The organism is Streptomyces sp. NPDC017225, assembly GCF_044331465.1.
In the GTDB taxonomy this organism is placed as follows: Bacteria; Actinomycetota; Actinomycetes; order Streptomycetales; family Streptomycetaceae; genus Streptomyces.
In genome coordinates this window covers 75,930-97,071 of sequence record NZ_JBIRNE010000001.1, presented here as the reverse complement: position 1 = coordinate 97,071, position 21,142 = coordinate 75,930, and the positions used below count along the sequence as shown (strand labels likewise).

At 73.7% G+C, this 21,142-nt stretch carries 16 protein-coding genes and 1 tRNA gene; 10 read left to right on the top strand and 7 right to left on the bottom strand.

The window, feature by feature from the left end; genetic code table 11:
• Positions 1–127: 127 nt before the first annotated feature.
• From ACH4NX_RS00395 to ACH4NX_RS00375, 5 genes are all read left to right on the top strand, one after another.
• Entirely contained in the window at positions 128–1,027 is a 900-nt protein-coding gene (locus ACH4NX_RS00395) for a YbhN family protein (protein WP_398127495.1), read from the top strand.
• A gap of 241 nt (positions 1,028–1,268) precedes the next feature.
• A complete protein-coding gene (locus tag ACH4NX_RS00390) occupies positions 1,269–2,330 on the top strand; it encodes a mechanosensitive ion channel family protein (RefSeq protein ID WP_398127494.1) in 1,062 nt (353 codons plus the stop codon).
• A 195-nt stretch (positions 2,331–2,525) separates the two neighbouring features.
• Positions 2,526–4,745 (top strand): NADP-dependent isocitrate dehydrogenase, encoded by a 2,220-nt coding sequence (locus tag ACH4NX_RS00385; protein WP_398127213.1) that lies wholly within the window; start codon positions 2,526–2,528, stop codon positions 4,743–4,745.
• 97 nt (positions 4,746–4,842) lie between these two features.
• Positions 4,843–5,640: an N-formylglutamate amidohydrolase gene (locus ACH4NX_RS00380; RefSeq protein WP_398127212.1), complete on the top strand. Its 798-nt coding sequence runs from the start codon at positions 4,843–4,845 to the stop codon at positions 5,638–5,640.
• A gap of 104 nt (positions 5,641–5,744) precedes the next feature.
• Positions 5,745–6,983 (top strand): cytochrome P450, encoded by a 1,239-nt coding sequence (locus tag ACH4NX_RS00375; protein ID WP_351398695.1) that lies wholly within the window; start codon positions 5,745–5,747, stop codon positions 6,981–6,983.
• Between the two features lie 12 nt (positions 6,984–6,995).
• Here ACH4NX_RS00375 and ACH4NX_RS00370 read toward each other — a convergent pair whose 3' ends face one another.
• From ACH4NX_RS00370 to ACH4NX_RS00360, 3 genes are read right to left on the bottom strand one after another with little or no spacing between them, the layout of a single operon-like run.
• Complete coding sequence (locus ACH4NX_RS00370) at positions 6,996–7,490, bottom strand: hypothetical protein (protein WP_351398694.1); 495 nt, start codon at positions 7,488–7,490, stop codon at positions 6,996–6,998.
• The gene (locus ACH4NX_RS00365; protein ID WP_351398692.1) at positions 7,487–8,125 is read right to left on the bottom strand and encodes a sigma-70 family RNA polymerase sigma factor; all 639 of its coding nucleotides are present in this window, start codon (positions 8,123–8,125) and stop codon (positions 7,487–7,489) included. Before ACH4NX_RS00365 ends, ACH4NX_RS00370 begins: the two co-directional genes overlap by 4 nt.
• An 8-nt stretch (positions 8,126–8,133) precedes the next feature.
• Positions 8,134–9,567, bottom strand: a complete 1,434-nt coding sequence (locus ACH4NX_RS00360) for a S8/S53 family peptidase (protein ID WP_398127211.1) — start codon at positions 9,565–9,567, stop codon at positions 8,134–8,136.
• A gap of 194 nt (positions 9,568–9,761) precedes the next feature.
• Between ACH4NX_RS00360 and ACH4NX_RS00355 the strand changes: the two genes are divergently transcribed.
• Positions 9,762–12,848, top strand: a complete 3,087-nt coding sequence (locus ACH4NX_RS00355) for a CHAT domain-containing protein (protein WP_398127493.1) — start codon at positions 9,762–9,764, stop codon at positions 12,846–12,848.
• A 22-nt stretch (positions 12,849–12,870) separates the two neighbouring features.
• Here ACH4NX_RS00355 and ACH4NX_RS00350 read toward each other — a convergent pair whose 3' ends face one another.
• A complete protein-coding gene (locus ACH4NX_RS00350; RefSeq protein WP_398127210.1) occupies positions 12,871–14,691 on the bottom strand; it encodes a LuxR C-terminal-related transcriptional regulator in 1,821 nt (606 codons plus the stop codon).
• A 71-nt stretch (positions 14,692–14,762) separates the two neighbouring features.
• Here ACH4NX_RS00350 and ACH4NX_RS00345 point away from each other — a divergent pair, with 71 nt between their 5' ends.
• Complete coding sequence (locus tag ACH4NX_RS00345) at positions 14,763–15,842, top strand: hypothetical protein (protein WP_351398683.1); 1,080 nt, start codon at positions 14,763–14,765, stop codon at positions 15,840–15,842.
• A 370-nt stretch (positions 15,843–16,212) separates the two neighbouring features.
• On the opposite strand, the gene ACH4NX_RS00340 is transcribed toward ACH4NX_RS00345, so the two are convergent.
• Positions 16,213–16,286 (bottom strand) — tRNA-Pro (locus ACH4NX_RS00340).
• A gap of 203 nt (positions 16,287–16,489) precedes the next feature.
• Here ACH4NX_RS00340 and ACH4NX_RS00335 point away from each other — a divergent pair.
• Complete coding sequence (locus ACH4NX_RS00335) at positions 16,490–17,467, top strand: bile acid:sodium symporter family protein (RefSeq protein WP_398127209.1); 978 nt, start codon at positions 16,490–16,492, stop codon at positions 17,465–17,467.
• A 25-nt stretch (positions 17,468–17,492) separates the two neighbouring features.
• Here the strand turns inward: ACH4NX_RS00335 and ACH4NX_RS00330 are convergent, their stop codons facing one another.
• A complete protein-coding gene (locus tag ACH4NX_RS00330; protein ID WP_351398679.1) occupies positions 17,493–17,987 on the bottom strand; it encodes a GNAT family N-acetyltransferase in 495 nt (164 codons plus the stop codon).
• A 227-nt stretch (positions 17,988–18,214) separates the two neighbouring features.
• Here ACH4NX_RS00330 and ACH4NX_RS00325 point away from each other — a divergent pair, with 227 nt between their 5' ends.
• Together ACH4NX_RS00325 and ACH4NX_RS00320 are read left to right on the top strand one after the other, a co-directional pair.
• Positions 18,215–19,378, top strand: a complete 1,164-nt coding sequence (locus tag ACH4NX_RS00325) for a Gfo/Idh/MocA family oxidoreductase (protein ID WP_351398677.1) — start codon at positions 18,215–18,217, stop codon at positions 19,376–19,378.
• Between the two features lie 208 nt (positions 19,379–19,586).
• The gene (locus ACH4NX_RS00320) at positions 19,587–20,591 is read left to right on the top strand and encodes a Gfo/Idh/MocA family oxidoreductase (protein ID WP_398127208.1); all 1,005 of its coding nucleotides are present in this window, start codon (positions 19,587–19,589) and stop codon (positions 20,589–20,591) included.
• A gap of 72 nt (positions 20,592–20,663) precedes the next feature.
• On the opposite strand, the gene ACH4NX_RS00315 is transcribed toward ACH4NX_RS00320, so the two are convergent.
• Entirely contained in the window at positions 20,664–21,077 is a 414-nt protein-coding gene (locus tag ACH4NX_RS00315) for a VOC family protein (RefSeq protein ID WP_351398674.1), read from the bottom strand.
• Positions 21,078–21,142: the final 65 nt, after the last annotated feature.

Genomic DNA, 21,142 nt, shown 5'->3' with positions numbered 1-21,142 from the left:
CGCGGGGGGAATGTCTTGTGGTGTGACAGCGGTACAACTCCCCGAGCCGGCCGTCTCCGGCCGCGTCCCCGGCCGTCCGCCCGTCCGCCGCGACGGCCGTGTCCGCCTGGTCCGGCGGGTCTTCTGCGTGCTTCCGCCGCTGTTGGTCACGGTGGTCGCGGTGCGGCACCGGTCCGTGCTCGCCGAGGGCTTCGGCCATCTCGCCACGGCCCGGTGGCCCTGGTTGCTGGCCGCGGCCTGCGCGACCTGTCTGACCTGGGTCGCCGCGGCCTGCACCCGGCAGGGCGCCGTGGTGGAGCGACTGCCCCGGCGGCGGCTGCTCGCCACACAGTTCGCGGCGGGCGCGGCCAACCACCTGCTGCCGACGGGGCTGGGCGCGAGCGCGGTCAACCTGCGGTTCATGGCGGTGTGCGGGCTGCCGCTCGCCCGTTCCTCGGCCGCGCTCGCCCTGTATCTGCTGGCGGAGAGCGTCGGGCGCGTCGCCCTGCTGGGCGTCCTGCTGATCGCGTTCCCCGGCGCGCTGCGGTTCGGCACGCTGCTGCCCGAGGGGGCCGCGGGGCCGCTGCTGATCGCCGCGGGCGCGGTGCCGGTGGTGGCGGCGGGCGTGCTCGTGCTGGTGCCGCGGCTGCGTACGGCGGTGGTCTCCTTCCTGCGGACGGCGCTGGGCGAGGCGCGCTCGGTGCACACCCGCCCGGCGCGGGCGCTGGCGCTGTGGGGCGGCGCGTTCACCTTCCCCGCACTCCAGGCGGCGGCGCTGGTCCTGGTGGGGCGGTCGCTGGGGCTGCCGGTGCCGGCCGCGCACATGGCGGTGGCGTATCTGGCGGCGACGGTCGCGGTGGCGCTGGTGCCCACGCCGGGCGGTATCGGTTCGGTGGAGGCGGCGCTGGTCGTGGCGCTGGTGGCGGCGGGCGGCCCGGCGGCCGTGGCCACCGCGGTGGTGCTCGCGTTCCGGCTGATGACCGTGTGGCTGCCGCTGCTGCCGGGGGCGCTGACGCTGGCCGCGCTGGTACGGATGAGGGTGATCTGAGGCCGAAACGCCTCGCCATGCTCCTCCGCGCTCCTGTGCGCGGTACCGACCACTGCTCGGGATACGGCAGGATGAACGGTCGCGCCGGTCGAACTGCCTTGCGGGCCGGGGCGATCGCGCATTCCCAGTCCAGCAGGTATCGAGCAGGTGACGACGTGACGAGACTTCACATCCGGCCGTCGGCGAGGGACTTCGCCGCGGCCGTGCCCCTTGGAGGTGGCCGGTGACGGACGACCCGACCATGGACCACCTGGTACCCGCCGGCATCGCGCTGGCGGCGGGCCTCCTGGGCGCGTTCCTGCTGCGCGTGCTGCTGCGCTGGCTGGCCGGACACGCCGGGCGCACCCGCTGGGGCGGCGACGACGTCATCGTGGCGGCGCTGCGCACCGTGGCGCCGTGGGCGGCGGTCGCGGGCGGCGTGGCGGGTGCGGCCGCGGCGCTGCCGCTGACGCGGGCGGTGCAGCACGGCGTCAACCAGGTGCTGACGATGCTGCTGATCTTCGTGGTGACGGTGTCGGCGGCCCGGGTGGTCGCCGGTCTGGTGCGCACGGTGACGCTGTCCCGCTCCGGGGTCGCCGGGTCGGCCACCATCTTCGTCAACATCACCCGCATCCTGGTGCTCTCCATCGGCTTCCTGGTGATGCTGCAGTCGGTGGGCATCTCCATAGCGCCGCTGCTCACCGCCCTGGGTGTCGGCGGTCTGGCCGTCGCGCTGGCCCTTCAGGACACGCTGGCCAACCTCTTCGCGGGCGTCCACATCCTGGCCTCGAAGACCGTGCAGCCGGGTGACTACATCCAGCTCAGCAGCGGCGAGGAGGGCTATGTCGAGGACATCAACTGGCGGCAGACCACCGTCCGCGAGCTGTCCAACAACCTGGTCGTGATCCCGAACGGCCAGCTCGCGAAGTCGAACATGACCAACTTCATGCGGCCCGAGCAGCAGATGACCATCCTGGTCCAGGTCGGCGTCTCCTACGACAGTGATCTGGAGCACGTGGAGCGGGTGACGACCGAGGTGGTCGCCGAGGTGATGACCGAGATCACCGGCGCGGTGCCGGAGCACGAGCCCGCGGTGCGCTTCCACACGTTCGGCGACTCGCGGATCGGCTTCACGGTGATCCTGGGCGTCGGCGAGTTCAGCGACCAGTACCGGATCAAGCACGAGTTCATCAAGCGCCTGCACCGGCGCTACCGCGAGGAGGACATCCGTATTCCGGCGCCCGCCCGGAGGGTCGCGCTCCAGCAGGGGACCGTGGTGTTCCCGCAGCAGCGGGCGGGCGAGGACGTCGTCCCGCTCGGCTGATCCCCACTGATACGCCCCCCGTTCACCGGGCCCTTCGCCTCTCGCGTCACCCACCCACTCACCGATTCGTCCATTTGTTCGACAGGGGTCGCGCGGCCGGTTGTCCGGAATCTCCGCACGGCCCCTGTCGAGCCCGGGGCGATCACGAGATATCTTGATGTCGAGCAATGTTGCAGACGTGGAGCGGAGCACCCGGTGACTGACTCGACCATCATCTATACACACACTGACGAGGCCCCGGCCCTGGCGACGTATTCGTTCCTGCCGGTGGTCCGGGCATACGCCTCGCAGGCGGGTGTCGCGGTCGAGACCCGCGACATCTCGCTGGCCGGCCGCATCATCGCCCTGTTCCCGGAGTACCTGACCGAGGACCAGCGCATCCCGGACGCCCTCGCGGAGCTCGGCGAGCTCGCCAAGACCCCCGCGGCCAACATCATCAAGCTGCCGAACATCTCGGCGTCCATCCCGCAGCTCAAGGCCGCGATCGCCGAGCTGCAGGGCCAGGGCTACGCGCTGCCGGCCTACCCGGACGACCCGAAGACCGACGAGGAGCGCGACATCCGCGCCCGCTACGACAAGGTCAAGGGCTCCGCGGTCAACCCGGTCCTGCGCGAGGGCAACTCCGACCGCCGCGCCCCGGCCTCGGTGAAGAACTACGCCAAGAACCACCCGCACCGCATGGGCGCCTGGACCGCCGAGTCCAGGACGAACGTCGCGACCATGGGCGAGAACGACTTCCGCTCCACCGAGAAGTCCACGGTGATCACCGAGGACGGCACGCTGCGGATCGAGCTGGTCGGCGACGACGGCACCACCACGGTGCTGCGCGAGTCCGTCCCCGTGAAGAAGGACGAGGTCGTCGACGCCTCCGTGCTGCGCGTCGCCGCGCTGCGCGAGTTCCTCACGGCCCAGATCGCCCGCGCCAAGTCCGAGGGCATCCTGTACTCCGTGCACCTGAAGGCCACGATGATGAAGGTCTCCGACCCGATCATCTTCGGCCACGTGGTCCGTGCCTTCTTCCCGAAGACCTTCGCCCAGTACGGCGAGGCGCTCGCCCAGGCCGGCCTCACCCCGAACGACGGCCTGGGCGGCATCTACAAGGGCCTCGAGTCCCTGCCCGAGGGCGCCGAGATCAAGGCCTCCTTCGACGCCGAGCTCGCCGAGGGCCCGGAGCTGGCGATGGTCGACTCCGACAAGGGCATCAGCAACCTGCACGTGCCCTCCGACGTCATCATCGACGCCTCCATGCCGGCCATGATCCGCACCTCCGGCCACATGTGGGGCCCGGACGGCCAGGAGCAGGACGCCCTCGCCGTCATCCCGGACTCCTCCTACGCCGGGGTGTACCAGGCCGTCATCGAGGACTGCCGCGCCAACGGCGCCTACGACCCCTCCACCATGGGCTCGGTCCCGAACGTCGGCCTCATGGCACAGAAGGCCGAGGAGTACGGCAGCCACGACAAGACCTTCGAGATCCCGGGCACGGGCACGGTCCGCCTGGTCGACCAGAACGGCACCGCCGTCCTGGAGCAGACGGTCTCCGCCGGTGACATCTTCCGCGCCTGCCAGACCAAGGACGCCCCGATCCGCGACTGGGTCAAGCTGGCCGTCACCCGCGCCCGCGCCACCGGCGACCCGGCCGTCTTCTGGCTGGACGAGGGCCGCGCCCACGACGCCAACCTGATCGCCAAGGTCAAGGCGTACCTGCCGGAGCACGACACCGAGGGCCTGGACATCCGGATCCTCGACCCCGTGGAGGCGACCAAGCTGTCGGTGGAGCGCATCCGCCGCGGTGAGAACACCATCTCCGTCACCGGCAACGTGCTGCGCGACTACCTGACCGACCTGTTCCCGATCCTGGAGCTGGGCACCAGCGCCAAGATGCTGTCGGTCGTCCCGCTGATGGCGGGCGGCGGCCTCTTCGAGACCGGCGCCGGCGGTTCCGCGCCCAAGCACGTGCAGCAGCTGGTCAAGGAGGACTACCTGCGCTGGGACTCCCTCGGTGAGTTCTTCGCCCTGGTGCCGTCCCTGGAGCAGTACGCCGAGGTCACGGGCAACGCCCGCGCCAAGGTCCTCGCCGACGCCCTCGACCGCGCCACGGCGACCTTCCTCAACGAGGACAAGTCGCCGACCCGTCGCGTCGGTGGCATCGACAACCGCGGCAGCCACTTCTTCCTGTCCCTGTACTGGGCGCAGGAGCTGGCCAAGCAGACCGACGACGCCGACCTGGCGAAGGCCTTCGCCCCGTTCGCCGAGTCGCTGGCCGCGAGTGAGCAGCGCATCGTCGACGAGCTGAACGCCGTCCAGGGCAAGCCGGCCGAGATCGGCGGCTACTACCAGCCCGACCCGGCCAAGGCCGCCGAGGTCATGCGCCCGTCGGCCACGTGGAACGAGGCGCTGGCGTCCCTCGCCTGATCCTCGGCCCGCCCGACGGCCCACGGCACCCCGTCTCCGTTCGCACGGAGGCGGGGTGCCGTCCGTCTCGTCCCCTCGTCTTCGTGGAGCAAGCCCCATGTCCGACGCCCCCGCGTCCTTCGAGATCGTCCCCGGCGCCCCCGCGTCGCCCGTGATCCTCCACGTGCCGCACTCCTCGCGGCGGATACCCGCCGACGTCCGCCCCGGCATCGTCCTGGACGACGCGGCGCTGGAGCGCGAGCTGGACCACATCACCGACTCGCACACCGCCCGGATCGCCGGGACGGCGGCCGGGACGGCGCGCCTCACGCCCTGGCGCTTCGTCAACGGGACCTCGCGGCTGGTCGTCGACCCGGAGCGGTTCCCGGACGAGCGGGAGGAGATGACGGCCGTCGGAATGGGCGCCGTGTACACGCGCACATCGCACCGTGAGGTCCTGCGGCCCGAGGGCACCGACCCGGAACCGCTGATCGAGCGGTACTTCCGGCCGTACGCGCGGGCGATGACCGAGGCGGTCGCCGGCCGGCTCGCGGCCACCGGACGGGCCGTGATCATCGACGTGCACTCCTACCCCACCGAGCCGCTCCCCTACGAGCTGCACGGCGAGGGCCCGCGCCCGCCGGTCTGCCTGGGCACCGACGAGTTCCACACGCCGTCCGAGCTGCTCGCCGCCGCCCGGGAGGCGTTCGCCCCGTGCGGGGAGACGGGACTGGACAGCCCGTTCAGCGGGGCGTACGTGCCGTTGGACTTCTACGGGAAGCGGCGCGAGGTCGTCGCCCTGATGGTGGAGATCCGCCGGGACACCTACATGACCGAGCCGGGCGGTCCGGCCGGGCCCGGCCTGTCGCGCCTCGCCGGGTCACTGGCGGCGCTCGTCGACGCCGTGTCGGACTGACCACCGGGGCCGGCCACCGTCCGCCCACCGTCCGCCCACCGTCCGCCCACCGGCTGGAGCACTCCCGCGCGACAGCCGCCCCGGGGCACGGTGAGGGTGGGTGCATGACGCAGGAGACCACCACGCCGACCGGCCAGTCCCCGCCCCCGGTACGGGAGTGGCCCGCCCTCGATCTGGACGGTCCTCGGTTCGACCCGGTCCTCGCCGATCTGATGCGCGAGGGGCCGCTGACCCGCGTACGGCTGCCGCACGGCGAGGGCTGGGCGTGGCTGGCCACCCGGTACGACGACGTGAAGGCGATCACCAACGATCCGCGGTTCGGGCGGGCGGAGGTGACGAAGCGCCAGGTCACGCGGCTCGCCCCGCACTTCAAGCCACGCCCCGGCTCGCTCGCCTTCGCCGACCAGCCCGACCACAACCGGCTGCGACGCGCGGTCGCGGGGGCCTTCACCGTGGGCGCGGCGAAGAAGCTGCGGCCCCGGGCGCAGGAGATCCTCGACGGCCTGGTGGACGGGGTCGTCCGGGACGGGCCGCCGGCGGACCTGGTCGAGCGGGTCCTGGAGCCCTTCCCGATCGCCGTGGTCAGCGAGGTGATGGGGGTGCCGGCCGCCGACCGGGAGCGCGTGCACGCGTGGACTCGGCAGATCATCTCCACCTCGGGCGGCGCCGAGGCCGCCGAGCGGGCGAAGCAGGGCCTGTACGGGTGGATCACGCAGACCGTCCGGGCCCGCGCCGACGGCACCGGCGACGACGTGTACTCGATGCTCGGCGCCGCCGTGGGCCGCGGAGAGGTCGACGAGACGGAGGCGGTGGGCCTGGCCGGGCCGCTGCAGATCGGCGGCGAGGCCGTCACCCACAACGTGGGGCAGATGCTGTACCTGCTGCTGACCCGCCCCGAGCTGATGGCCCGGATGCGGGAGCGTCCCGAGGCGCGGGGCAAGGCCCTGGACGAGCTGCTGCGCTGGATCTCGCACCGGACCTCGGTGGGGCTCGCCCGCATCGCCCTGGAGGACGTCGACGTGCACGGGGTGCGCGTCGGTGCCGGCGATCCCGTGTACGTGTCCTACCTCGCCGCCAACCGGGACCCGGACGTCTTCCCCGACCCCGACCGGATCGACTTCGACCGCGATCCCAACCCGCACCTGGCCTTCGGCAACGGGCACCACTTCTGCACGGGTGCCGTCCTCGCCCGGACGCAGACCGAGCTGCTCGTCGACACGCTGCTGGAGCGGCTGCCGGGGCTGCGGCTCGCGGTCCCCGCCGACCAGGTGGCCTGGCGCCGCAAGACCATGATCCGCGGGCCGCGCACCCTGCCCTGCGTCTGGTCCGGGGCCAGGTACTGACAGGTGGCGGGCTCAGGCGCGCAGCCACTCCGTCACGACCACCTCCCGGCCGGTCAGCAGCCGCAGCGCGAACGGGCCGGTGGGCGGGGCCTCGCCGGTGAACCGGCCCATGTCGTCCGCCGCCAGCCGGGCATGGGCCAGCGGCCCGCTCAGCACCTCGATCCGGGCCGGGCCCGGCGGCAGCACCTGGCCGATCAGGCCGTCCGCGGTCACCTCGACGTCGACGGTCACCTCGTCCGCGCGGAAGGTCAGCATCCGCGGCGGGTCCGTCTCACCTCTGACCGGGATGCCGTCGACCAGCGAGTCGAAGGTCAGCTCGGCGACGCGGGCGTCCAGGTCGTGCAGCGCGAAGGCGTCGACGGCGACCTGCCGCAGTCCGGCCGGGACCGGGTCGAGGATCGCCGCGGCCTGCCGGAGCTCCTCCTCCAGGAGACCGGTGGCGAGTTCGTCGTCCGAGAAGGCCTGATCGGACCGTTCGTCCCCGAAGTCGTCGTGCCTGTCGCTCATATCGTCCCCCGTGCCTCTAGACGGGCGCGCAGCCGGCGCAGACAGCGCTGGCGCATCGGCCCGATGCTGCCCACCGCGATTCCCAGCGCGGCGGACACCTCCTGGTAACTGGGCGGCGGCGAGGAGATCAGTACCCGCAGCAACTGGCGGCACCGCTCGCCCATCTGCTCGAACTCCTGCCACAGCCGACGCACGCGCTCGGTCTGCGCGGCGGCTTCCTCGGAGTCGAGCACCGACTCCTCGGGCGTACGCTCCTCGCTCGGCCGGTCGAGCAGCTGCGGGTCGTCGGTCGGTGTCCACCGCCTCGACGCCTTGAGCAGCTTCAGGCACTCGTGCCGTGCCGTGCTCGCCAGCCAGGAACCGGTCTTCTCCGGTTCGCGGATCCGCCCCAGGTGCTGGGCGAACTTGAACCAGGCGGTCTGGTACACCTCGTGCGCGTCGGCGTCGGACAGCCCGTGGGCGCGTACGACGGACCACACCAGCGGGCCCAGCCCGTCCACCAGTGACTTCCAGGCGGCCGCGTCCCCGTCGGCGGCCAACTGGACGAGCACCCCGACATCTGCACGGTCCACGGTCCCACCCCTCGTGTACGACACGCCATCGTACGCCGTGGAGTGGGTGGTTCCGCCCGGCATCGGGCCGCTCACGCCCCATCGGACGGCGGGTCGAGGGTGACCGGGCTCCAGGTGGGCGGCAGCAGCGCGGGCACGTGCGCCCCGCGCACTTCCGCGTACTCGGTGTTGGCCCTGAGCAGTTGCTCGCGGGCCGCGCGCGGGTCCCGCTCCTCGTGCTCCGTCATGTGGGAGGCGACCAGGCCCGCGACCACGGGGGTGGCGAAGGAGGTGCCGCTCCACTGCGCGTGCCCCTCGAACATCACCTGGTCCGGCTTGGCGGGTGCCTCGCCGGGCTCGCTGAGCACCCCGTGGTGCCGGGGGTACTGGCAGGTGCAGGCGTAGGCGAAGCCGTACCGGCAGGCGTCGTAGGTGGAGTGCTGGTAGACGTACGGCACGGGTGTTCTGAAGCCGGTGAAGGCGCTGGTGAGGCGCTCGCCCGGGGCGTAAACCTTGACCCAGCCGCCGTGGTTGCTGAAGCAGGCTCCGAACTCGCCGTCGCCGCGCAGCGCGCCGACAGACAGGACGGAGTTCTCCCAGCCGGGCAGATCCGCGTAGGCGGCGGGCCAGAAGGGCGTGGCGCTGGCGTTGTTGCCGGCGGCCGCGACCAGCAGGGTGCGCTGTTCGCGCAGTTCCTCCATGAAGGCGTGGACGCCGAGCAGGCCGTCGGTGCGGCCGTTGGAGGTGCCGGCGGAGAGGCTGAGGACCTCGGGCCAGCCGCCCCGGTCGACGGCCTCGAAGAGCTTCTCGCCCAGCTCCGACTCCAGGATGGCGCCCGCGTCGTTGAGGGTGCCCAGGACGGTGACCTCGGTGTTGGGGGCGACGGCGGCGACGAGTCCGGCGATGAAGGTGCCGTGGCCGACGTACTGCTGGAGGACGCCGTCGTCGTCGCACTCCCTGATCTGGGCGTCGCCGTCGGTGTGGGCCAGCATGGGGCAGGACCGGTAGTCGTGCATGAGGCCGGTGTCGACGACGAGGACGCCGACGGCGGTCCGGGCGTCGTACGGCGTCTCGGCGGCGGCCGGGTTCGGCGGTTCGCTGACGGGTACGGGGACGGGTTCGTCGCCGGGGCAGGCGTTGACCGCGATGGAGACCACGTGGTTGCGGCTGATCAGGCGGCGGCCGGCGCGTCCTTCCATCGTCCTGAGGGAGCGCATGGCGTGGGCGACGGTGGGGTCGCCGCCCCGGCCGCCCTCGCCGGGGTCGGCGACCTGGATGCGGGTGATGCCGGTGCGGTTGGACTCGGGGCTCGCCCGGCGTACGTGGTCCGGGGTGAGGTCGGCCATCGCGGTGAAGTGGTCGCGCACGGTGTCCTCGACGATGCGGGCCTCCTCGCCGTCGCGGGCGAGGACGACGCCCTTCTCGTAGAAGAACTCGGCCGAGTCGTCCGGCCCCATCGCCAGAGGGACGCCCGGCATCGAGCGCTGGATCTGGTCGAACTGTTCGCGGAATCTCTGTGGTGCCATGGCATTTCCTCCACTGGGGCGGCGCTGGTGGCGACGGTCGCGCCGACAGTCTCGGCCACGGTCTCGGCGACGGTCGTCAATCAGAGTCCGGGGGTGGCTGATTGATACAGACTCGAACCTGTGTGGCGCGGTTGCGGAGCACTACCATCCGTGGGGTGACAGCGGGAAACGACTCGGTTCTCCAACTGCTGCCGATGGTGTTCGCCGCCCCGGGCGAGGCGCTGGCGCGGGCGGAGGAACTGCTCAGGGCCGACCCCTCACCGCTGCACGCCTCGATCGCCCATCAGGTGATCGGCATCTGGCAGCGGGACTTCGGCGACACCCGGCGGGCCCTGGCCCATCTGCGGCGGGCCCGCGACCTCGCGGCCCGCGCGGACTCCGCCGAACGGGAGGCGGACGTACTGGCCACGCTCGGGGTGGCGCTGGTGCACTCCGGACGCACCCGGGAGGGCCTCGCGGCGTTCGAGCGGGGGGTGGCGCGCGGCACCGGGCACACCCGGGCGCGGGTGCTGTACCGGCGTGCGTACGTGTGGTGGGTGCTGGGCCGGCACGGCGAGGCGCTGGAGGACGTACGACGGGCGATCCAGGTGCTGCGGCAGGTGGACGACGTGATCTGGACGGCACGGGCGCTGACCCTGCGGGCCACCGTGCACCTGGCGCTGGGCGCGGTGGACCGGGCGGACGCCGACTTCACCGCGGCGGAGGCGCTGTGGGACACCACGGGACAGGAGCACGACAAGGCCGACGCGGTGGAGAGCCGGGGGCTCGCGGCGTTCCGGTCCGGTGACGTGCCGGCGGCGCTGCGGCTGCTGGACGAGGCCGAGGAGCGGTACGCCGAGCTGGGCACGCCGACGTTCATGCTCACCATCCGGCGCTGCGAGGTGCTGATGGCGGCGGGGCTCGCTCCGGAGGCACTGACCGAGGCGGACGGGGCGATCGCCGCGCTGGACGGGATCGGCGGGCAGTCCACCCGCAAGGCGGAGCTGCTGCTGGTCGCGGCGCGGGCGGCGCGGCTGGCGGGCGATCCGCAGACCGCGCTCGCGCGCGCGGCGGTCGCCGTACGGCTGTTCGCCGGGCAGCGGCGCACCTGGTACGAGACACACGCCCGGCTGGTGCTGATCGAGGCGCGGGTCGCGACGGGGCGCGGGTCGGGACGGCTGGTCGCGGACGCGGCCGCGGTGGCGGAGCGGCTGGCGGCCTTCGGTGCGCCGGCCGCGCCGGAGGCGTCGCTGCTCGCGGGCCGGATCGCGCTGGGTCTCGGCTGGACGGCGGACGCGGAACGGCACCTGGCGGTCGCCGCGCGCAGTCGGCACGGCGGGCCGCCGCTGGCGCGGATGACGGGCTGGGCGGCGCAGGCGCTGCGCGCGCGGGCGGCCGGTTCGGCGCGGGGCGTGCTGGAGGCCTGCCGGCGGGGTCTGGACGTCCTCGACGACCACCGGATGACGCTGGGGGCCTCGGAGCTGAGGGCACGGGCGACCGCGCAGGGGGCGGAGCTGGCGGCACTGGCGCAGCGGGCGAGTCTGGTCTCGGGCGGGCCGCGGCGGCTGCTGGTGTGGAGCGAGCGCTGGCGGGCGACGGTGCTGTCCGCGCCGCCGACCCGGCCGCCGGCCGACCCCGCGCTGCTGAGCGGCATGACGGCGTTCCGTGAGATCGCCGCGCGCGCGGAGGCGGCCCGGACGGACGGTGGCCGGCCCGTGCCCGCGCTGGAGCGCGAACAGCGGCGCCTGGAGCGGGAGATCCGCTCCCGCACCCTGCACATGCGGGGCGAGGCGCCCGGCGACGGCGACCGGTTCGACGTGGGACGCCTGCTGCGGCGGCTGGGCGACGACGTGCGGCTGGTGGAGCTGGCCGTGCTGGACGGACGGGTGCACGTACTGCTGTGCGGGCAGGGCAGGGTACGACGGTTCGAGGCGGGGCTGCTGGCCGAGGCGGAGCGGGAGGCCGAGCACGTGCAGGCCGGGCTGCGGCGGCTGGCGCACCCGGGTGCGGAGGCCCGGCTGCCCCTGGTGGAGGCGGCGGGCGCGCGCCTCCAGGAACTTCTGCTGGGTCCCGCCGCGGAGCACCTGGGCTCCGGCCCGGTCGTCGTGGTCCCGCCGGGCCGGCTGCACCGGGTGCCGTGGGCCCTGCTGCCCGCCCTGCGCGAACGGGTCCTGAGCGTGTCGCCGTCGGCGAGCAGCTGGCTGCGCGCCAAGGAGACCACTCCCCCGCCCGGCGGCCGCCAGGTCCTGGTACGCGGGCCGGGGCTGGCGAGCGGCGGGGCCGAGGTGCCGGAACTCGCCGACCGGTACGGGGCGGCGTCGCGGACGTCCGACACCGAGGGCGGTGTGGGGGGCGGTGTCGAGGAGGCGTGGGTGCCGTCGCCCCGGGACGGGCACGGGGACCCGACCGCGCCGGAGGGCCCCGGGGCAGGCATGCCCCCGGCCGATGGCCGGTACGCGGGTCCCACGCCGTCGGCTGCCGCCGGGACCCCCGGCCCGCGTGCCGCCGGCCGCCGGTCTCCGCAGGACGACGCGGCGCCGGCCCTTTCACCCGCCGGACGCAGCGGCGGAACGGCCCGCCCGTCGGACGGAGACGGACGCGCACCGGCACCGCGGCGGCCCGACGACTCGACCGGGGCCTGTGCGGAGGCCTGTGCCGGGTCCTGTACGGCGGCCCGCACCGGGGCCTGTGCCGGGGCCTGTGCCGAGGACGGTGCCGACAGGACGCGGGAACACCCCGCGCGCGACCGGGATGCCGCCACGGCGACGCCGGGCGCGGCACGCGGGGCGCGGCACGCCCGCCCGGAGGGGAGCGTCGGGCGGCGCGGCGGGGCCACCGTGCTGGAGGGGGACGCCGCGCGGGTGCCGCGGGTGTTGCGGGAGCTGGACGGGGCCGCGTTGGCGCACATCGCCGCGCACGGGACGTTCCGCGCGGACAGCCCCTTGTTCTCGTCGCTGCGGATGGCGGACGGGCCGCTCATCGTGCACGACTTCGAGCGCCTGGACCGCAGCCCGTACCGGATCATCCTGTCCTGCTGCGACACGGCCCGGTTCGCGTCGGTCGGGGCGGACGAGCTGCTCGGGCTGGTCACCGCGCTGCTGCCGCTGGGCACGGCCGGGGTGGTGGCGTGCAGCGCGCCGGTCAACGACGCGGCGGTGGTGCCGCTGATGCTGGCGCTGCACAAGGGGCTGGACGCGGGGCTGTCCCTGGCGGAGGCGCTGCGCGACGCGCGGGCGGCGCTGCCGGACGACTCCGTGCACCAGGCCACGGGATGGGCGTTCTCCGCGTTCGGGGCGGCCTGAGGACCACCCGCCCGCCACGGCGTCAGGCGGGTTGCGGCTCGGGCAGCTCCATCAGCCAGGGCAGCGCGCCCCGGTCTCCGGCGCCGAGGCGGGTGTAGGCGCCGTAGAGGTGGTTGCCGACCGTGCGGACGGAGAGGGTGAGTCTCTCCGCGATCTGCCGGTTGCTCAGGCCGGCGGCGGCCAGCGTGACGATCTGCCGCTGGCGGGCGGTGAGTTCACCGAGCGCCGGACCGGACAGCGCGGGGGTGCGGGCGCCCTGGCAGCGCCGGGCGAGGGCGACGGCCCGGGTGCGGGCGGTACGGGCCGCGCCCGGGTCGCGGTGGACGCGTACGGCCTGGGCGTGCGCCTCGGCCGCGAAGAGCAGGAACCCGCGGCGCTCCAGTTCCCCGGCCACCCGGTCCAGCGCCGGTCCGTCGCCCCGCGTGAGGGCGTCGGCGTGCGCGGCGAAGACACCGGTGAGCCGGCCGGCCGCCCACTCGGGGGCACCGAGCCGGACGGCGTCGTACGGGTCCCCGGCGCCGGCGGCCGCCCGGACCGCCTCGTCGAGGTCGCCGCGGGCGGCGGCCGCCCAGGCCGCGGCCGCCCCGCGGCTCTCCGCCGTCGCGTCTCCCGACTGGGCGGCGGCCAGGGCGAGTTCCTCATGGCAGAGTGCGTCGTCGGGGCTGGCGCGCAGGCCCTCGCGGGCCCAGGCCGCGGCCTCGTACAGCCGGCCGCGCAGGCGTGCGAACCGGGCGCGCAGCGCCGCGTAACCCGCCGGCAGCGGCGCGCCCTCGGCCGCCAGCCACTCCCCCACGGGCGTGTCCAACGCCCGTACGTCGGCCCGCTCGACGCACAGGGCCAGCGCCTCCTCCTCCGCGGCCAGGGCGGGGCCGCACTGGTCCGGGGTGCGGGCCAGGCGCCGGGACCGCAGCCGTCCGGCGGCGGCGCGCAGCACCGGGCCGTGCAGCGGGTGGGCGAGACGCGTGGCGCCGTGGTCGTCGACGGTGACCAGGCCCTCGGCCTCCAGCCGCTCCAGGGTCCATACGTCGAAGGTGTCCAGGTCGAGGGGGAGCGGCTCGGCGAAGGCGAGGCGTTCGAGCGTCTCGCGCTCCTCGACGCGGGCGCGGTCCAGGACATGGGCGGTCCGCTCCCGTACGGTCGCGGTGACCGGCACCGGCCCACGCCACGCCCGCCGGCCCGTGTCCGGGACCGGGGTGAGCAGCCCTTGCTCGCTCACGGCGGTCAACAGCTCGCGCAGCAGCCGCAGATCGCCCTGGCACAGGCGGTGCAGCCGGTCGGCGGTGAGCGGCTCCAGGGCGCTGTCCGCACCGGCCGCGAGCAGTTCGGCGGTGTCCTCGCGGGGCAGCGGCTCCAGGGCGAGGCGCGGCAACAGCTCGCCGGACCACAGCCGGGACACTGCGCCCGGCGCGGGGACGCCCTCCGTGGCGACGACCAGGAGCCGGGTACGGCCGTGCACGGCGAGCTGGTGCACGAGGGCGGCGGAGGCGTCGTCGAGCAGGTGCGCGTCGTCGACCAGCAGCAGCCGTACACCGGACAGGAGGTGGACAGCTCGGTGCAGGGTGACGCTCTCGGGCAGCAGGTGGGCGAAGGCGGCGAAGGGAATCTGCCGGGTCTCGGGCGTCCCGGCCGCCCTGGCGCAGTCGGTGCCGCGGACGGCCTCCGTCACGAGCCTGGTCTTGCCGCAGCCGGCCGGGCCCGTCACCACGATGCCGCCACGCCCGGCGGTCACGGACCGGCGCACCAGCTCCAGTTCGTCACCCCGCCCGGTGAACGGCCAGGGTGTCCGAAGCGTCTTGGCGTCCCGCAGAGAAGTCGTCACGGGAACAGGAGTCGGCATACTCATTCCTGATACAGGGCGACTTGAGTACCCCCCGACTCAGGCGCCCGGACCGGGCCGGACGGCAGTCTGGGGCCATGACCGCACGCTACTGCTCGCTCGCGCAGCAGCCTCCCCCCGCGTTCGCGCCGGGGCTGGCCGCCGAGCGCCTCGCCGCGCTCGTCGGCGGGCAGCGGATGTGGGTCAACGGCACCGTGCTGCACTACTGCTTCCTGGGCGGCGACACCGACTCCTCCGTCGTTCCCATGCCGGGCACGGGCCGGCCGCGACGGGTGTCGTGGGTGGGCACCGACGAGCAGCGGGACGTGGTGCGCGACTGCTTCCGGGAATGGCAGGACCTCGGGATCGGGCTGGTCCTCGCCGAGGTCGGCGACCGCTCGGAGGCGGAGCTGCGCATCGGCTTCCAGCCCGGCGACGGGTCCTGGTCGGCGGTGGGCAAGGACGCGCTCCGGGTCGGTCTGAACGACCGTACGATGAACTTCGGCTGGGACCTGACCGCGTCCGGGGAGCGCGCGACGGCTCTGCACCAGATCGGGCACGCGCTCGGCATGCTGCACGAGCACCAGAGCCCGTTCGCGGGCATCCTCTGGGACGACGAGGCCGTCTACGCCGAACTGGCGGGCCCGCCGAACCACTGGAGCCGGGAGCGGACCTTCCACAACATCCTGCGCAAGCTCGACACCGACGAGGTCAACGGTCCGGTCTGGGACCCGCAGTCGATCATGGAGTACGCCTTCCCGTCAGGGCTGATACTGGAGCCCGAGCACTACCGCTCGGGCCTGCGTCCCCCCGGCACCCTCTCCGCCGCCGACAAGGAGTTCGCCCTGCGCTGGTACCCGCCCGTCGGCCGGCCGGGGCCCCTGGTGCCGTTCCGTTCGGTGCCGCTCGGGCTCGGACCGGGCGAGCAGGCCGACTTCCGGGTGGACCCGCCGGAGACCCGGGAGTACTCCGTGGGCACCTTCGGTGACAGCGACGCCGTCGTCGTGATCTTCGAGGAGCGGGACGGTGTGCCCCGCTACCTCGCCGGTCTGGACGACGGGGGAACGCCCCGCAACGCCACGATCAGGGCCCGTTTCGTCAAGGGCCGCCGCTATGTCGTCCGGGTGCGTCTGTACTCCTCCTGGGGTGCGGGCGAGACGGCGGTCATGTGCTGGTGACCGCCGGCTGAACGCACCGGGCCACGACCGGCCACAGTCCGGCGCCGGGGGTGGACGGCCGGGGACGCCACCTTTCGGGGGAAGGGTGACGTCTCCGGCCACGCGGCGCCCGCCGCACGGGGGTCGACGGGCGCCGCCGCCGACCGGCGCAGGCGCGAAGGCGGCTCCGTTCGCGGAGCCGCCTTCGTGTGCGTGGGTCGCCTTCGTGCGCCTGGGTCGCCTTCGCGCGTGCGCGTGCCGCACCCAGTCCCCCGCGCTCGGCCTCGGCGGTGAGCAGCGAGGTGCAGGCGGTCACGCCTGGCCCACGGAAATGATCAAGGGCCGGTTCCGGATACCTCCGAAACCGGCCCTGACCTTCGACTCTCACGAGTCGGGACGACAGGATTTGAACCTGCGACCCCTTGACCCCCAGTCAAGTGCGCTACCAAGCTGCGCCACGTCCCGGTGCGCGTCCCACGTTCTGTGCTTCTCGTGTGATCGCGCAGGTCGACCCTACCTCATCCGCGGAGTGGGGCGGAGCCGCCGCCCGTCCCGCCACGCGGCGTCCGGCGACGTACGGGAGGCATGCTTCACAGCGCCGGCCGTCCCGATGATCACATCGCGAGACGGCTTTGCGTCGCCCCGCGCACCAGGCGTTTCCTCGCACGGTGCGAACCGAACGACCCGAACGACCCGAACACCTCGGCAACGACGTCAACGACGCCACCGGCGACCGCTCCGCGCGGCGTGCCGTCACCGTCTTCCCGGTCCTCGTCCTCGCGGCCGGCGCCCTCGGCCTGCTGCTCCCCGGGAGTTTCACCGGGTGGAGCGAGTCGGTGCCGTACCTCCTGGGTGTCGTGATGTTCTGCATGGGCATCACCATGACCCCGGAGGACTTCCGCGGGGTCGCCAAGCGTCCCTGGGCGGTGGCCCTCGGCCTGGTCGCGCACTACGTCATCATGCCCGGGCTCGGCTGGGCCGTAGCCCACCTGCTCGACCTGCCGCCGCAGCTCGCCGCCGGTGTGATCCTCGTCGGCTGCGCGCCCAGCGGCACGGCGTCCAACGTGGTGACGTACCTGGCCCGGGGTGACGTGGCCCTGTCGGTCTCCGTCGCGACCGTCTCGACGCTCGTCGCCCCGCTGGTCACTCCGCCGCTGACGCTGCTGCTGGCCGGCGAGTACCTGCCGGTGGACGCGGGGTCCATGGTCACCGACATCCTCAAGACGGTGCTGCTGCCGGTCCTGGCGGGCCTGGCCGTACGGCTGCTGGCGGGGCGGTACGTGGAGCGGGCGCTGCCGGCGCTGCCCTGGCTGTCCGCGCTGACGATCTCGGTGATCGTGGCGGTGGTGGTGGCGGGCAGCGCCGACGCGATCAAGTCGGCCGCCGGGCTGGTGTTCGTCGCCGTGGTGCTGCACAACGGCCTCGGACTGGCGCTCGGTTACGGCGCCGGGCGCCTCGGCCGGCTCGGTGAACCGGCGAGCCGTGCCATGGCCTTCGAGGTCGGCATGCAGAACTCCGGCCTCGCGGCCTCTCTGGCCACCGCCCACTTCAGCCCGCTGGCGGCGCTGCCGGCGGCGGTCTTCTCCGTCTGGCACAACGTCTCCGGCGCCGTGGCCGCGGCGTGGCTGTCCCGCCGGCGGCGCTGAGAACCGCGGCCGGCGGGACGAGGGGTCACCCCCGGGCCCGGTCGTCGGTCAGGGGGCTCCGGCCGGGCCCGGGCCGGGCCGGCGCCGGTTCGCGCACCATGAAGACGTCCACGCGATCCTCGCTCTCGACGGTGAACCCGTGCCGCTCGTACAGCCGTCGGGCCGGACTGCCCCGCAGCACGTTCAGCCGGACGAGGTCACCGCTCCGGTCGCACCGCTCCAGCAGCCCGCGCAGTACGCCCGTGCCGATGCCGCTGCCCTGGAGCTCCGGGGCGAGGTAGAAGTGCTCCAGCCACCGGGCGTCCCCGGCCGGTCGCAGTGCCACGCAGCCGGCGAACGCGCCCTCCACCTCGATCACCCAGGTGTGCGCCCGGTCGAACCCGTCCCGCAGCCGCTGTCGCACCCGCTGCTCGTCGTACCGTCCGAGCCGCTCCAGGTCGGCACGCAACACCACGGCACGCAACCCGGCGACGTTCTCGATGTCCGACTCCGTCGCCTGTCGCAGGCCCCAGTCCGCCATGATCGCCACGCTACCGCGACGGGCCCCTCCCGGTTTCGGGCGGCCCCGTGCGACCCCCTGTCGCCTCCGCGCCGGGCGACCGGCGGAGTGCCGTGGGTGTGGAAGGAGGTGATGGTCCTGAGACCCCGGGCCTCCGAGCATTTGTCCTGTCAAAAGGTTGACATGATGCGGCCGCTCCGCCCAGGGTGGGCGGGACAGAGCAGGGACCGGTCCGAAGAGGGGCTTTCATGGTGGATGCGCTGGGTGTCGCCGTCGTCGGTTTCGGCTGGATGGGCCGGGTGCACACCCAGGCGTACGCCCGTGTCCGGCACCACTATCCGCGGCTCCCCCTGCGCCCGGAGCTCGTGACGGTCGCCGATGAGGTGCCGGGGCGGGCCGAGGAGGCCGCCGCCCGGTTCGGGTTCGCTTCGGCGACCCGGGACTGGCGCGACGTGGCCGCCGACCCTCGGGTGGGGGCGGTCAGCATCACCGCTCCCAACTTCCTGCACCGCGAGATCGCCGTCGCGATGGCCGAGGCCGGCAAGCACATCTGGATCGAGAAGCCGGTCGGCCTGAGCGCCGGGGACGCCCGGACGGTGGCGGACGCGGTCGCCAAGGCCGGAGTCCAGGGCACGGTCGGCTTCAACTACCGCAACGCGCCCGCCGTCGAGGCCGCCCGCGAACTGATCGCGTCCGGCGGGATCGGCAGCGTCACACATGTCCGTATCCGTCTCTTCAGCGACTACGCCGCCCATCCCGAGTCCGCGCTGACCTGGCGCTACGAGCGGGAGCGCGGCGGCAGCGGGGTTCTCGGGGACCTGGCCTCGCACGGCGTCGACCTGGCCCGCTTCCTGCTCGGCGACATCGCGTCCCTGACCGCCGACACAGCGGTCTTCCTGCCCGAGCGGGCCCGCCCGGCCACCGCCACGGCCGGCCACTCCCGGGCCGCGGGCGGCGAGCCGGGCCACGTCGAGAACGAGGACTACGTCAACTGCCTGCTGCGCTTCGCCTCCGGCGCCCGCGGAGTCCTGGAGGCCTGCCGGGTCTCGGTCGGTGAACAGAACAACTACGGCTTCGAGGTGCACGGCACCAAGGGCGCGGTCTTCTGGGACTTCCGCCGCATGAACGAACTGGGCGTCAGCCGCGGCACGGAGTACCAGGACCAGCCGGTCAGCACCGTCTACGTCGGCCCCGGACACGGCGAGTTCGCCGCCTTCCAGCCCGGTGCCGCGAACGCCATGGGCTACGACGATCTCAAGGTGGTGGAGGCCCACCGCTTCCTGCGCTCGATCGCGGAGGACACGCCGTACGGCGCCACCCTGCCGGATGCGGTGCACAGCGCGGCCGTACTGGACGCGATGGCTCGGTCGGCCGAGCGCCGCGCGTGGGTCGAGGTCCGCCCCGAGGAGTGAGGGCGGACCGCCGGCGCGGCATCCGGCGGGGCACCACCGGCACGGTCGGCGGAGTACCACCGGCGCGGAGCACCATCAGCACCGTCGGCGGAGCACCACCGGCACCGTCGCCCACACCGGTCGGCGCGCTCGCGGCGCGCTCCCGTCACCGCAGCCCCCGCCCCCCGTCACCAGGCGCGGCACCCACGCACAAGGAGCGAAGAGAACCATGCGTATCGGAATCCTCGGCCTCGGCCGCATCGGCGCCTTCCACGCCGAGACCCTCTCCGGACTCGACGCCGTCGACTCGCTCGTCGTCGCCGACCCGTTCGCGGACGCCGCGAGGGCCGCCGCCGAGCGGTTCGGCGCCGAGGTGGTGGACTCGCCCGAGGCAGTGCTGGCCGCCGGGGTGGACGGGGTGGTCGTCGCGGCGGCGACCGATGCCCACCCGCCGTTGATCCTGGCCGCCGTCGAGGCCGGGGTCCCCGTCTTCTGCGAGAAGCCGGTCGCGCGCACCATGGCGGAGGGCGTCGAGGTGCTCAAGGCGGTCGCGGGCCATGACGTGCCGGTCCAGATCGGCTACAACCGCCGCTTCGACGCCGGGTTCGTCGCCGCGCGGACGGCCGTGCAGGGAGGCGAGCTGGGCAAGCTGCACACCGTGCGGTCGACCACCCTGGACCCGGCGCCGCCGCCGGCCGCGTACATCGCCGCATCCGGAGGCATCTTCCGCGACTGCTCGGTGCACGACTTCGACATCATCCGCTGGGTGACCGGCCGCGAGGTGACCGAGGTGTACGCCGTCGGCGGCAACCGCGGCGCCGACTTCATCAAGGACGCGGGCGACGCCGACACCACCGGCGCGATCCTCACGCTGGACGACGGCACGATCGCGATGGTCTCCAACAGCCGGCACAACGCGCGCGGTCACGACGTCCGCATGGAGATCCACGGTTTCGCCGACTCCATCGCCGTCGGCCTGGAGGACAAGCTGCCGCTGCGTTCGGTCGAGCCCGGCGTGACCTTCCCGGCCGGCACTCCGCACGACTTCTTCATGGACCGCTTCGCCGCCGCCTACCGCGCCGAACTCACCGCGTTCACCGAGGTCGTCGCCGGCACCCGCCCCTCCCCCTGCACGATCGAGGACGCGCTGGAGGCGGGCTGGACCGCCGAGGCGTGCACGCTGTCGCTGCGCGAGCACCGGCCTGTCACGCTCGCGGAGGTACGGCGCGGATGAGCGGATGAGCCGGGCGTGCGGGGCGGCGGGCGTACGGGGCGGGGGCCGGAGCGTGCGAGGCGGGGGCCACGGTCAGCTCGCCGGCTCTCCGATGTCCACCATCCAGGAGACGCCGAACCGGTCCGTGCACATGCCGAAGACGTCGCCCCACATCTGCTTCTCCAGCGGCACGGCGACGGAGCCGCCCTCGGACAGCTTCTCCCAGTAGCCGCGCAGCTCGGTCTCGTCGTCGCCGCTGAGGCTCACCGAGAAGGTGTTCCCCGGGCTGTGCGTCATCCCGGGCGGGGTGTCGGCGCCCATCAGGGTGAAGCCGTCAGGTGTCTCCAGCATGCCGTGCATGATCTTGTCGGCGTGAGGGCTGTCGGAGTCTCCGAACGCTCCGAAGGTGCTCAGCTCCAGGGTGCCGCCGAACACCTGCTCGTAGAACTCCATGGCCTGCCGGGCATCGCCGTCGAAGCTGAGGTAGGGATTGAGACGTGAGGTCATGACTGCCTCCCGTAACGGGACGAAGTGCCAGTGCTGTGCACGCTAACGCGCGCCACTGACAACGG

Coding starts and splice junctions, on each gene's coding strand:
- ACH4NX_RS00390 (WP_398127494.1), top strand. CDS start 1,269: ATGGACCACCTGGTACCCGCCGGCATCGCGCTGGCGGCGGGCCTCCTG.
- ACH4NX_RS00380 (WP_398127212.1), top strand. CDS start 4,843: ATGTCCGACGCCCCCGCGTCCTTCGAGATCGTCCCCGGCGCCCCCGCG.
- ACH4NX_RS00375 (WP_351398695.1), top strand. CDS start 5,745: ATGACGCAGGAGACCACCACGCCGACCGGCCAGTCCCCGCCCCCGGTA.
- ACH4NX_RS00370 (WP_351398694.1), bottom strand. CDS start 7,490: ATGAGCGACAGGCACGACGACTTCGGGGACGAACGGTCCGATCAGGCC.
- ACH4NX_RS00365 (WP_351398692.1), bottom strand. CDS start 8,125: ATGCCGGGCGGAACCACCCACTCCACGGCGTACGATGGCGTGTCGTAC.
- ACH4NX_RS00360 (WP_398127211.1), bottom strand. CDS start 9,567: ATGGCACCACAGAGATTCCGCGAACAGTTCGACCAGATCCAGCGCTCG.
- ACH4NX_RS00355 (WP_398127493.1), top strand. CDS start 9,762: ATGGTGTTCGCCGCCCCGGGCGAGGCGCTGGCGCGGGCGGAGGAACTG.
- ACH4NX_RS00350 (WP_398127210.1), bottom strand. CDS start 14,691: ATGAGTATGCCGACTCCTGTTCCCGTGACGACTTCTCTGCGGGACGCC.
- ACH4NX_RS00345 (WP_351398683.1), top strand. CDS start 14,763: ATGACCGCACGCTACTGCTCGCTCGCGCAGCAGCCTCCCCCCGCGTTC.
- ACH4NX_RS00330 (WP_351398679.1), bottom strand. CDS start 17,987: ATGGCGGACTGGGGCCTGCGACAGGCGACGGAGTCGGACATCGAGAAC.
- ACH4NX_RS00325 (WP_351398677.1), top strand. CDS start 18,215: ATGGTGGATGCGCTGGGTGTCGCCGTCGTCGGTTTCGGCTGGATGGGC.
- ACH4NX_RS00320 (WP_398127208.1), top strand. CDS start 19,587: ATGCGTATCGGAATCCTCGGCCTCGGCCGCATCGGCGCCTTCCACGCC.
- ACH4NX_RS00315 (WP_351398674.1), bottom strand. CDS start 21,077: ATGACCTCACGTCTCAATCCCTACCTCAGCTTCGACGGCGATGCCCGG.